Source organism: Symplocastrum torsivum, assembly GCF_059505465.1.
This window is the reverse complement of sequence record NZ_JCACKQ010000012.1, coordinates 13,094-25,505: the sequence shown is the minus strand read 5'-3', so window position 1 is coordinate 25,505 and position 12,412 is coordinate 13,094. Positions and strand designations below refer to the sequence as shown.

Here is a 12,412-nt window from a genome sequence, read left to right as displayed (position 1 = left end):
TAACTATGTCGATTCCTCTCCTTGAAATTACACCAAGTTCTCAGAATCAGCGCGTCGAGGGCTACGAAGTTCCCGACGAGGATGATTTCCAATATTACCGCCTAACTCCAACTAGTGAAGACTTCGAGATTAAGGAGTTGATTTGGGCAGGCTACCGCCAAATTTTTAGTGAACATCTGATTCTCGAAACATATCGGCAACCCTACCTAGAATCTCAGCTAAAAAATCGGGCTATCTCCGTGCGCGATTTTATCCGAGGACTAGGTAAAACCGATGTTTATCGGACACTGGTTGCAGACACTAACTCCAACTATCGCTTAGTTGATATTACCTTCAAGCGCTTTCTCGGTCGCGCTACCTATAACAAAGACGAGCAAATCGCTTGGTCAATTGTGATTGCGACCAAAGGCTTATCTGGCTTTATTGATGCTGTAGTTGATAGCGAAGAATATCGCCAAAACTTCGGGGATACGATCGTGCCTTATCAGCGTCGTCGCTACAAAGACCGCCCGTTTAACCTGGTTAACCCCCGCTACAGTGATTACTGGCGCGCGCGTCAGATTAGTTTCGAGGGTTCTTACTATCAAGTTCAAGTCTCTGGTCAATCGGCGCAACGGGGAGTTCGCCAAGCCATTCCCGACACCTTTTTGTCAATGGCACGGAGTATCAGCCCCGGTGGAGTCAACTATCAACGGACAAAAGATCGGGCAATTTCTCAAGCGACAAGTAGACCACTGCCCGACATGACCCGCAAAGTTGCTACGCCACAACCTGTTATTGGTCGTAATGAGGTGGCTCTACCCTACCGCTACCTTTACAGAAGACCCACAACTTAACAACGTCATTGGTCAATTAGTCCATCAACCCCAAACAACTAACAACCAACAACTAATAACCAACCCAATGTCAATACCTCTCTTAAACTACAAACCCTCCTCGCAGAATCAGCGAGTCTCAGGTTATGAAGTCCCCAGTGAAGATACCCCTCGGATTTATCGTACAGAAGACTGCCTGGATCAGAATGATGTTCTGGAATTAATCTGGGCAGTTTACCGACAAGTTTTGAGTGAACATGAAATCCTTAAATCTAATCGTCAGACTAGCCTAGAATCGCAACTCAAAAATCGTACGATTACTGTGCGTGATTTTGTTCGGGGGATAGCGAAATCTGATGCATTTTTCCGCTTGGTTGTCGAGCCAAATTCTAACTATCGAGTCGTTGAATTGACGCTCAAACGATTGTTGGGTCGTGAACCTTACAACAAAGATGAAGAGATTGCCTGGTCAATCAAAATCGCCACCTTAGGTTGGGGCGGTTTTGTAGATGCCTTGATTGATAGCCCAGAGTACTTAGAAAATTTTGGCGAGAATACGGTTCCTTATCAACGGCGTCGCTATAAAGGTCGTCCCTTTAACTTAGTAACACCCCGCTATAGTGAATACTGGCGCGACAAACTGGAAGATGAGCGTTACAAGTGGGGCGCTGTCAGTAACTTCTTGGATATGGCAAGGTCAATTAAGCCAAAAGCCATGACTAATACGGTGACGGTACAGACAGATAATATCAAGATTCCTGATATGACACGGGATACGCCATCGGGAGTACCTGTTTCCGTTGACACTTCTGCTAGTTTCCCACTGCGTTAATCTTGGGGCAATCAAGCAAAAGTTTTGTAGGCGGTCAAAGTCATGCTCAAATTGAATTATGGGCATCAACAAAAACGCTGAAATCTGATAAGTTTTTGTAATAGTCTAAAAGGGGGATTTTTACATGGCATTGCCATTACTGCAATACAAGCCCACAACCCAAAATGTGAGGGTTCGTAGCTTTGGGGTAGCTGACGAAGACGAAGATACTCCGTACATTTGTCGTCTGGAAGACACCAATTCTGCGGCTGAAATACTTGGGCTGATTAATGCTGTCTATCGCCAGCTTTACAGTGAACACGCTGTTCTCCAAGTGAATCGTCAGAAAGCTCTGGAATCTCAGCTTAAGAACCGGACACTCACTGTGCGCGACTTTGTTCGTGGTATCGCGAAGTCTGAAGCGTTTTATCGCTTGGTGGTTGAAAGCAATAACAACTATCGGCTTGTTGAAGTTTGCCTCAAGCGCTTTCTGGGTCGTGCCCCCTATAACAAAGAGGAAGAGATTGCTTGGTCAATTAAGATTGGCACTCTCGGCTTCTATGGTTTTGTGGATGCTCTGATTGACAGCGAAGAGTATACCGAAGCGTTTGGTGATTACACTGTGCCTTACCAGCGTAAGCGTATGGAAGGTCGTCCGATTAACTTGGTGACTCCCCGCTACGGCGAAGACTACCGCGAAGTTGTTGGTACGGTTAAAACCGACTGGCGCTTTACGGTGGAGAAGTTCTACAGCCGTAAGTACCAGGAGCGTCAACTTCAGGAAGGCGACCCTCGCAAGTATCGCGATATGGCGGCAAACGTCAATTCCAAGCGCACCTACGCGCAAAATGTCTCAGCGTCTAGTATTGATTACCTGAGCAAAGTGCCTTATCGGGGCAAACGCTAAAGAGATAATTTAGCCTAAGAACTAGCTGGGTCTAGTTTCCGCTTATAAGATGCCTCAGTGAGTGGGGTGTCTGCTAAGCAGAAGCTAGACCCAATTTTCATGAAAAAGCGATCGCCTTTTTGATAATAGGTAATGGAAAAGAAGTTGCAGTTCCCGATTAGTGATTGTCATTGTTCATAGTTTTCACAAGCCACTTTGGACGAAACTACAGAAACTACAGTAAATTTTCCACGGTTTGATGAGTGTGCTTCTTTAGTTGCTTTCGATACAAAAGTCTTATTTTTCTGTTTCTACTATAGGCGAGTAGGAGATACCTTTAGTGGAGCATAGCGATTATAGGTTAAGAGTTTAATTAAATTTTCTGTTACATCTGTCTAAGAAATTTTTCAGGACTTTAAGGGTATTGTAAGGTTGTAAGCCTCAGTTTTTGATACATTGCCTCAGAATTCAGCAACTATCAGGTTTCCAGATTCAGTGCAGATTCAAAGGCTGTGTTTTTCTTGAACTTTGCGTCCCCAATTTCCATCAGTTCGCTGTTACTTGCTCCGTACCCCTCTCATGTCATGTAGGGACAATTATGGAAACCGAAAATATGAACGGTAGCCATTCGCCAACCGCAACGGTAGGGCCTCTAGCCGCAGAACCGAAAGAAACCAAGAACAAGAAAAAAAAGGATAAGGGCAAGAAAAAAGCCAAGCTGAGCAAAACCCCAGAACGGAAAGAGCTTTACCATACATCTGAGCGCGAAAGCGGTTCTAAGCTCCTTAACAAAGAGTACAAAAAAGAACTTGCCCGTCTACAGGTAGAACTGGTAAAAATGCAATACTGGGCAAAGCATACAGGTGCCCGCATCGTCATCCTATTTGAAGGGCGCGATGCCGCAGGAAAGGGAGGTACGATTAAGCGCATCACCGAACCGCTGAATCCACGTGGCTGTCGAGTCGTAGCATTGGGGATGCCCAGCGATCGCGAAAAGACCGAATGGTACTTCCAGCGCTATGTGCTGCATCTTCCGGCTGCGGGTGAAATCGTCTGTTTTGATCGCAGTTGGTATAACCGTGCCGGAGTTGAGTACGTTATGGGCTTCTGCACCGATGAGCAGTACCAGGAATTCATGCAAACCTGTCCAGAATTCGAGCGGATGCTGGTCAGAGCTGGCATTGTTTTGCTGAAGTATTGGTTCTCGGTGAGTGATGAGGAGCAGGAGCGCCGCTTCCAGTCTCGCACGACTGATCCGGCTCGTCGCTGGAAACTGAGTCCAATGGATCTGGAGTCACGCGATCGCTGGGTGGAATATTCTCAGGCAAAAGACGCGATGTTTGCCCACACCAACATTCCCGAAGCCCCTTGGTTCACAGTGGAAGCGGACGACAAAAAACGCGCTCGCCTCAACTGCATTAGCCATTTTTTGAGCAAAATTCCCTATGTGGATATGACTCCGGAACCCCTGGAACTGCCGCCTCGCAAGAGCGCCCCTCATGACTATGTGCGTCCGCCCCGCAACGAGCAGTTCTTTGTCCCACAAGTGTAGTAAGCATTCACCCACGGTGAATGTTATTAACAATGTTGTCCTCATAGTTGCGAGAGTCGATGTTGCACGCTCACATAAACCCCACATTTTTAGGAATCAATCATCATGACCCATGAATTGCGCGTTCAAGCTGTCACTCAAGTCACCGATCGCAAACCCTTACCGCCCAAGATGCCGCAGCGACTAGAAGCGCTGTGGGCAACGGATGTATTTACGCTGAGCAAAATGCAGGCAAGCTTGCCCAAAGATGTCTATAAATCTGTCAAGAATACGATTCAAACAGGCGGAAAACTGGATGTATCGGTAGCGGGTGCCGTGGCGGCGGCGATGAAAGATTGGGCAACGTCTAAAGGGGCATTGTATTACGCGCACGTCTTTTACCCAATGACGAATGCAACGGCTGAAAAGCATGATGGTTTCATTTCGGTGCAAGGGGATGGCAGCGTCATTACTGAATTTACCGGGAAAGTTCTAGTGCAGGGTGAACCGGATGGCTCGTCCTTTCCGAATGGTGGACTGCGTTCTACCTTTGAAGCTCGCGGCTACACGGCGTGGGATGTCACCAGTCCTGCCTATGTGATGGAAACCGACAATGGTGTCACCTTGTGCATTCCCACCGTGTTCATCTCCTGGACAGGTGTCGCCCTAGATAAGAAAACGCCCCTGTTGCGCTCGAATGCAGCGATGAACAAAGCCGCAACCCGCCTGCTAAAGCTGTTGGGACACACGGAAGTTGCGCCAGTCAACTCCAGTTGTGGTCCAGAGCAAGAATACTTTTTGGTTGATGCTCATTTTGCCCATAGTCGTCCCGATTTGCTGCTAACAGGCAGAACCCTATTTGGCAAACCCCCTGCCAAAGGTCAGCAATTTGATGATCACTACTTCGGTGCCATTCCCGATCGCGTCCAAGTGTTCATGCAGGACGTAGAAGAGAAAATGTATCGGCTAGGCATTCCGGCAAAAACTCGCCACAACGAAGTGGCTCCGGGTCAGTTTGAGATTGCGCCATTTTTTGAAGCCGCCAATGTTGCCAGCGATCACCAGCAGTTAACAATGACCATCCTCAAGAGTACGGCGAAGAAACATGGCTTTGTCTGCCTCTTGCACGAGAAGCCGTTTGCTGGAATTAATGGTTCTGGGAAACACGTCAACTGGTCGGTTGGCAACGCCACTCAAGGCAATTTGCTCGATCCAGGCGATACTCCCCATGCAAATATGCAATTTTTGCTGTTCTGTGGGGCGGTGATTCGGGGCGTGCATAAGTATGGCCCCCTGATGCGGGCAGTTGTTGCCACAGCTAGTAATGATCATCGCTTGGGTGCGAATGAGGCTCCCCCGGCAATCATCTCGGTTTATCTGGGAACGCAACTAGAGCAGGTGTTTGAGCAAATTAGCCAGGGACAGCCAACCAGTTCTGCCCACGCTGGGGTAATGGAACTCGGCGTAGACACGTTGCCAGTGTTCCCCAAAGACCCTGGCGATCGCAACCGCACTTCGCCCTTTGCCTTTACGGGCAACCGATTTGAGTTCCGGGCAGTCGGTTCGGGTCAGTCCGTTTCGGGTCCACTCGTGGCGATGAACACGATCATGGCAGATTCCTTGATCTGGATTGCCGATGCCTTAGAGAGCGAGATGGCTAAGGGAGCTGACCTCAATGCTGCTGCCAAAACCGTTCTCAAAGAGGTGATGGACAAGCACAGCGCCGTGGTGTTTGGTGGCAACGGCTATTCCGAAGAATGGCACAAAATGGCGGTTGAAGAACGGGGTTTAGCTGACCTGCGGACGACAGCCGATGCGTTACCTGTCTTAAAAGCCGATCATATCGAAGAACTATTCAACCGACTCGGTGTACTCACGCCAATTGAGCTAGAAAGCCGATTTGAGGTTTATGCCGAACAGTATACGCTGGCGATTGAAGTCGAAGCCAAACTAGTGGTGAGTATGGCAAAAACCATCATCTACCCCGCTGCGGTTCGGTATCTATCTGAACTGTCCACAGCGATCGCCAACTCCAAAGCGATCGGTATCGAATTGGACAAGGAAAGCGCCGAAAAAGTGGCATCGCTGATTCGATTGATGATGGATAACGTCAGCAAACTTAGTGCGGCGATGGGCAAACACGATTTTGCCTCACTGGAAGACCACATGCAATATTTTGCCCAAACAATTTGTCCGTTAATGGACAAGGTGCGAGAATATGCCGATGCGCTTGAAGAGGAAGTAGCCGATGATTTCTGGCCTTTACCGACCTATCAAGAAATGCTGTTTGTTAAGTAAGGGATATAGAACCCTTAGAGCTGTCGCCTTGTACAACTAAGCGAAGTTTCTACCCTGGCTCAGCCGATGCGATCGCATCGGCTGAGTTTGTTTGGACTCAATTCATCCCCTACAACTGCTCCTTATCCTTAGACGGCAATCTATACTTGAGATAACAAGTTTAGGCAGATTGAAACATGGCTGTTGAAGTGACGCTTACCCTGCCAGAAAACTTAGTCGAATATGTCAAACGTCTTGGAGAGGCAACAAGAGCGAGATGTCGCAGCAATTCTTGCTGATGCACTAGAGATGTTGTTGCCTACCTGGGAGAACCTGTCTGAGGATGGTTCATATCCAAGCGTATCCAGTCTTTCCGATGCAGAGGTACTGGCATTAGCGGATTCTAAAATGGATGCTGTGCAAAATCAGCGACTTGGTGAACTTCAACAACGAGGAAAAACAACTGGATTGAGTGAAGCAGAACGTTACGAATTGCTTGCGCTCTTGCAAATATTACCAGCTTGGACAACTCCGCAAGTCAGAAGCATTAGCCCAAGCCGTTCAGCGTGGTTTGCAATCGCCTTTATCCCCATGAGCGATCTCCCTGAAGCTACCCGTCAACGGGTAAGACAACGGGCTGGTTGGCATCCTCCTAAATCAGAGTGATGATTACTTGTTATGGGTTTATCGTGAGTTTTCTGCGATCGCATCCCTCACCCTACGACGACTCTTCATCCCCAACTGAATCACTACCTAAATACAGCCGGATAAACTCCTCAGCCACAGTCGAGTTAATCTTCCGCAGTTTCAATCGCCTGTTTTAATTAAGTTGAGATTGATAAAAAGCTTGCACCGTATAGTTGATAGCTTCTAACCACTATCTCCAAAGCGATAACCTTTACCGTAGACTGTGTGGATTAGCGGCGTTTCACCCTTTGCCTCAATTTTGCGACGCAACAAACGAATTAAAGCCGCAACAACATTACTACTCGGCTGTTCGTCTTCTACCCACAAGTGTTGATAAATTTGCCCATGAGTCAATAATTGCCCACTGTGGCGCATAAAGTATTCCAGCAGTTGACTTTCTTTTTCTGACAATTCAATCAAGCGTTCACTGCGATAAGCTAGCTGATTGTCCAAGTCGAGTTCTAGTCCTGCTACTCGTAGGCGTTGACTGGTACTGGTGTCTGTAGCCGCAGAACGCCGTAAGAGGGCGCGAACTCTTGCGAGTAATTCTCGCAGTTCAAATGGTTTAACTAGATAGTCATCAGCACCCGCATCTAATCCCTGTACTCGATCATCTAGAGTGTCTTTCGCCGTCAGGAAGAGAACGGGTGTGGTGCGTCCTTGTGATCGCAATTGCTGACAAATTGCCAAACCCGACAGTTGTGGCAGCATCCAATCCAAAATCAACAAGTCATAAATGTCTTGTGATGCTAACCTCCTACCCGATGCTCCATCGTAAGCGACATCAACACCATAACCCTCACGACTCAATACTCGACTCAATGGGTCAGTCAGCTCAACTTCGTCATCAACTAAAAGGATTCGCATTGTGCTAGCTATCAGCTTTCACCTATCTAGCTTTTATTATCCTTCCCTTAATGCTGAATAGTCTCAATGCTTTCGACCTCGTTGTTTGCAGCTAGTACCCATTCCTGCATCGCTGGAAGTGCCCAAACGGCCTCAGCATAAGCCTGTGCAACTGAATCTAAATGCACCTCATAGGTGACGAACCGCGAGACTACAGGGGCAAACATTGCATCTGCGATCGTGAAATGTCCAAAGAGCAAATCTCCACCATCCCCAAACTTTTCACGACATTCACGCCAAATCGCCGTAATGCGATCGACATCGGCTTGCACACTCGCATTCATCCCCAAACCAGGGTGTCGAGAACGGCAATCCATCGGCATATTTTGGCGTAGGCTTACGAATCCAGCGTGCATTTCAGTGCTAACTGAGCGAGCTACTGCCCGTGCGGCTGTATCTTTTGGCCATAGGTTTGGTGCAAAGCCCTCTGCAACATATTCACAAATTGCTAGAGATTCCCAGATAGTCAGGTCGTTGTGCAGCAAAACTGGCACTCTGCCTGATGGAGAATAACGTCGAATTTCCTGATGTGATGTTGGGGTATCTAAGGGAATGCGTATCTCTGCAAAGTCTAGTCCAGCTTGTTTCATGGCTAGCCAAGGACGCCATGACCATGAGGAATAATTCTTATTCCCAATAACTAGAGTGAGCTGGGTCATATAAAATAACAAAACTTGACTAATTTATTAATACGAGTTGTTCCTCGTGAACTTAATTTTTTCATGATTACTGTCGCATTGCCAAAAGGCGCTCTTTTTTCTGACAGCATCCGCCTCCTACAATCGGTTGGCTTAGACTTTAGTGCTTTTCTTGACCCAAAAAGCCGTCAACTCCAGATTCAAGATCCTACTGGCACAGCTAAAGCCTTGCTAGTACGAGCGCAAGATGTTCCGGTTTATGTGGAATATGGTCAAGCCCAATTAGGAATTGTTGGTTACGATGTCCTGCGGGAGAAAGCGTCTCAGGTTGCTAATTTAGCAGATTTACAGTTTGGAAAATGCCGGATGTCAGTAGCGGTACGCGCTTCTAGCTCTTATCGACGTTCTTTGGAACTACCACCTCACGGTCGCGTCGCCTCAAAGTTTGTTCACTGCGCTCGCGAGTATTTTAATAACCTGGATTTACCAGTAGAAATTATTCCACTCTACGGTTCTGTAGAACTCGGCCCAATCACAGGGATGTCGGAGGCGATTGTTGATTTGGTTTCAACAGGTCGGACGTTGCAAGAGAATGGCTTGATTGAGATTGATACGCTGTTTGAGAGTACAGCACGGCTGATTGCCCATCCGTTGAGTTACCGCCTGAATACAGATAATCTCTGCAATTGGGTTGAGCAGATTCGGGAAGCTTATACAGTTGGCGTTGTCAAAGGATAGCGCGAGCCTTTTTCCTCTAGCAGATAGGAGAACATCTGTTGCCAGTTACACCTTACAGAAACCTTCGCTCTTTCGTAAGAAACATCTGTGAATCTGGGACAACACTACTGTTAGTCGATGATTTCACACTAGGCTGCTGAATTGGAATTTGAATACAAAACTCAGTTCCTTGCCCCGGTGCCGATACGCAGCGTAATTCCCCACGGTGTTCTGCTACTACAATTTGATAGCTAATCGACAATCCAAGACCTGTACCTTGACCGACAGGTTTTGTCGTAAAGAAGGGGTCAAACAGCCGAAGCCGCACTGACTCCGTCATCCCAGGACCATTGTCACGAATACGGATGACTACGTTTTTTGAGTCTTGATGTGATTCCAAACTATCGACGATTTCAGTACAAATCTGGATACAAGGTGAGGAAGGGGGACTTAATATCTCACTCTCTACTTGCTCACTGCTGACGGTGTGGGACTCCAGAGCATCAATGGCATTAGCCAGGATGTTGGTAAACACTTGGTTGAGTTGCCCTGCATAACATTCGATTAATGGTAGGGTGGCGTACTTTTTAATCACCTGAATCTTAGGGTGTCCCGGCTTTTCTCTAAGTCGGTGCTGCAAAATTAAAAGGGTGCTGTCGAGACCTTCGTGGATATTGACACGCTTCATTTTTGCCTCATCCAGCCGCGAGAACGTCCGTAAAGAGGCGACAATATCACGGATACGCTCAGCTCCCACTTTCATCGATTCTAGGAGGTCAGGCAAATCTTCCATCAGGAAGTCCAAGTCAATCTCTTGTGTGTACTCAGAAATAGCTGGTACTGGAACTGGATAGTGCTGTCGGTAAAGGTCTACTAAATCGAGTAGTTCCTGGATATATTCGCTAGCTGGAGTGAGATTGCCATAAACAAAACAGACGGGATTATTGATTTCGTGGGCAATTCCTGCAACCATCAAGCCTAGACTTGACATTTTCTCGCTTTGCACCAGTTGGGCTTGGGCTTTCTTGAGCTGGTGTAGGGTTTGTTCGAGTTGGGTTGCTTGTTCTCTAAGCTGGGCTTCCGATTGTCGGAGAGCAACCTCAGCTTTAGAACGCTCATGCTGTAGAGAAAGGGCTGCTGCTGCTGCTCTCAACAAATCTACTTCCGAAGCTGTCCAGACTCGTGCTTCTTCACAGTTGCCGAAGACAATAAATCCAAAAAACTGCTCGTTCACCGTGAGGGGTAAAACCAAGAGGGATAAAAGCCCGATACGCTCTAAAACAACACGCTCTTGATCAGGGAATTCACTCACTCGTCCCATTATCGTTTTACCCTTTGCCAACACCTTTGCCCAACGGGGGACACATTCGTTGTAGGGTAAATTCTGGGGTGAGTGCGTCTCTGGTTTGGAGGAGAGTGTGGTTGTTTTCCACTGTCCGCGCTTGCTGAGTAGCAGTTGCTCATTAGCGTCGCGGGAGTTCTCAAAGACATAAACGTGACTAGCGTTAGCCGCTTGACCCAGCAGTTCTAGGATTAGCGAGTAGTAGTTTTCCTCACCTTTGAGTGACAATAGGCGGTGCTGAACTTCGACTAAGGCAGCTAAGTAACGTTCACGTTCGGCTAGGGTAGATTCGGCTTGCTGACGTTGGGTGATGTCAGTGGCTACACCAATTAACTCTGTGACTTGGTCGTTTTTATCTCGTACTGGTGTTGCTCGATTTTCATACACCGAGTCACCTACGTTAACAATCCAAGAGCGATCGCTACTTTGAAGGACATCAGGAAGATTTTCTAATATCTTTAGTTGGTCACGGTACAGGTCAAAGTCTGACTCTCTAAGGAATCTGCCCGGTTGATGACCTAAACGCTCTAGTCCTCTGCCTTCTAAAAGTTTGAGCTTACCGTTACTATCCGTGGCATATAAAATAATTGGTGCTTTGGTGACAACCGTATGCAAGCGTGCCTCACTTTCCCAGAGTGCTGACTCTGCCAACTGACGCTCAATCATTTCCGCTTGCAAAACTTCATTGGCTTGGAAAAGTTCGTTAGTTCGTTTCTCTACTCGTTGTTCTAATTCTTCATTCGCCCGACGCAAGACATCTTCTGCCTCTTTACGCTTGGTGATGTCCTGCACCAAGGACGCAACTCCAACGCAGGAGCCGTTTGGTTCCATTAAAGGAATGTTGTACCATTCACAAAATAGGCTTCTATCATCTGGCGTATAGTGCTGGTTACTGTTACAGCTTCCGCTTTGACAACTCAAGAGGTCTTGCCAAATCTTGTTGAACTGTTCTTTGTCACATCCAGGTACCATCAATGTGGTGGCGTGTTGTCCGATCGCTTCGCTCTTTTTATAACCAAACATTGTCTCGGCAGCAGGGTTCCACTCACTCACCTCACAATCAAGATTCCATTCAATGACAGCCATTGGTGTTTGCTGCACCAAGAGGGATAACCGTTGTTGTGATTGCTTGAGTGCTGCTACAGTTTGCCGATGCTCAACAATTTCCTTTTCTAGAGCATAGTTGGCAGCTTCCAATTGGGCAGGACTTGGTAAGGCTAATGCTTGTGGGAGCAGTGATACTAATTCGGAAGCGGTGTACAGAGATGCGATCGCAGTAACCGCTTTCATGAAACCTGTTACCCAATAGTAAGGGTGCCAGAGCGTCCAGATTTCTAGCAAGTGGGTAGTGCCACAGGACAAAATGAAGGTACTAAATAAGAAGAAAATCCCCTGAAATGGAACATCGTGACGCCGACGCACAAAATAGACTAGCAGTAGGGGAATTGAGTAGTAGGACAGTGCAATCAAAAAGTCCGACCCGGCGTGCAACCACACCAATTCTGGCTTCCAGAGATAGCAATGTCCATGAGACATGAAGTTTCCGGAGAAGAAGTCGTTCAAATGGTTCAGCATACACTGTTCAAAATCTGTCCCTTGACAATTCGCTGCTAGTCGTGGCTAAAGTTCAACGTTGGCTCAATAAATAGTCTGTGCCTTCCGTTGTTAATACCAAGTTGCGGTCAAATGTAGTACATTCTTTTCCCCAACTCTCTATCGACTGGGTGTACCATCTTTGAATGCAACTCGGTATAAGTTCGCTTTTCTAATATTTCCCTTCAACAAAGTATTAATGACCACAG

At 47.3% G+C, this 12,412-nt stretch carries 11 protein-coding genes; 8 read left to right on the top strand and 3 right to left on the bottom strand.

From position 1 onward, the window contains the following. The first annotated feature begins 5 nt into the window (after window positions 1–5). From cpcG1 to AC5JL3_RS03860, 7 genes are all read left to right on the top strand, one after another. Entirely contained in the window at window positions 6–836 is an 831-nt protein-coding gene (gene cpcG1 / locus AC5JL3_RS03890) for a phycobilisome rod-core linker protein CpcG1 (RefSeq protein WP_496073226.1), read from the top strand. Beyond that, window positions 787–1,647, top strand: coding sequence for a phycobilisome rod-core linker protein CpcG2 (gene cpcG2 / locus AC5JL3_RS03885; protein WP_496073225.1), 861 nt, complete (start codon window positions 787–789; stop codon window positions 1,645–1,647). The genes cpcG1 and cpcG2 overlap by 50 nt, the downstream gene beginning before the upstream one ends. Window positions 1,648–1,771: 124 nt before the next feature. Then, window positions 1,772–2,533: a phycobilisome rod-core linker protein CpcG4 gene (gene cpcG4 / locus AC5JL3_RS03880; protein ID WP_496073224.1), complete on the top strand. Its 762-nt coding sequence runs from the start codon at window positions 1,772–1,774 to the stop codon at window positions 2,531–2,533. A gap of 577 nt (window positions 2,534–3,110) precedes the next feature. Next, window positions 3,111–4,064: a polyphosphate kinase 2 gene (gene ppk2, locus AC5JL3_RS03875; protein ID WP_496073223.1), complete on the top strand. Its 954-nt coding sequence runs from the start codon at window positions 3,111–3,113 to the stop codon at window positions 4,062–4,064. Window positions 4,065–4,169: 105 nt separating this feature from the next. Then, window positions 4,170–6,341 carry a glutamine synthetase III family protein gene (locus AC5JL3_RS03870; RefSeq protein WP_496073222.1) on the top strand — a complete coding sequence of 724 codons (2,172 nt, stop codon included), beginning with the start codon at window positions 4,170–4,172 and terminating at the stop codon, window positions 6,339–6,341. Between the two features lie 222 nt (window positions 6,342–6,563). Then, window positions 6,564–6,986, top strand: coding sequence for a hypothetical protein (locus tag AC5JL3_RS03865; protein ID WP_496073221.1), 423 nt, complete (start codon window positions 6,564–6,566; stop codon window positions 6,984–6,986). Next, the gene (locus AC5JL3_RS03860; RefSeq protein WP_496073220.1) at window positions 6,986–7,144 is read left to right on the top strand and encodes a hypothetical protein; all 159 of its coding nucleotides are present in this window, start codon (window positions 6,986–6,988) and stop codon (window positions 7,142–7,144) included. The genes AC5JL3_RS03865 and AC5JL3_RS03860 overlap by 1 nt, the downstream gene beginning before the upstream one ends. Window positions 7,145–7,190: 46 nt before the next feature. On the opposite strand, the gene rppA is transcribed toward AC5JL3_RS03860, so the two are convergent. Both rppA and AC5JL3_RS03850 read right to left on the bottom strand, forming a co-directional pair. Further along, complete coding sequence (gene rppA, locus AC5JL3_RS03855; protein ID WP_192218244.1) at window positions 7,191–7,874, bottom strand: two-component system response regulator RppA; 684 nt, start codon at window positions 7,872–7,874, stop codon at window positions 7,191–7,193. Window positions 7,875–7,921: 47 nt separating this feature from the next. Next, window positions 7,922–8,572, bottom strand: coding sequence for a glutathione S-transferase family protein (locus AC5JL3_RS03850; RefSeq protein WP_496073219.1), 651 nt, complete (start codon window positions 8,570–8,572; stop codon window positions 7,922–7,924). 63 nt (window positions 8,573–8,635) lie between these two features. On the opposite strand from AC5JL3_RS03850, the gene hisG reads away from it, so the two are divergent. Then, a complete protein-coding gene (gene hisG, locus AC5JL3_RS03845) occupies window positions 8,636–9,289 on the top strand; it encodes an ATP phosphoribosyltransferase (RefSeq protein ID WP_192218242.1) in 654 nt (217 codons plus the stop codon). Window positions 9,290–9,341: 52 nt separating this feature from the next. On the opposite strand, the gene AC5JL3_RS03840 is transcribed toward hisG, so the two are convergent. Continuing rightward, complete coding sequence (locus AC5JL3_RS03840) at window positions 9,342–12,185, bottom strand: PAS domain-containing sensor histidine kinase (protein WP_496073218.1); 2,844 nt, start codon at window positions 12,183–12,185, stop codon at window positions 9,342–9,344. Window positions 12,186–12,412: the final 227 nt, after the last annotated feature.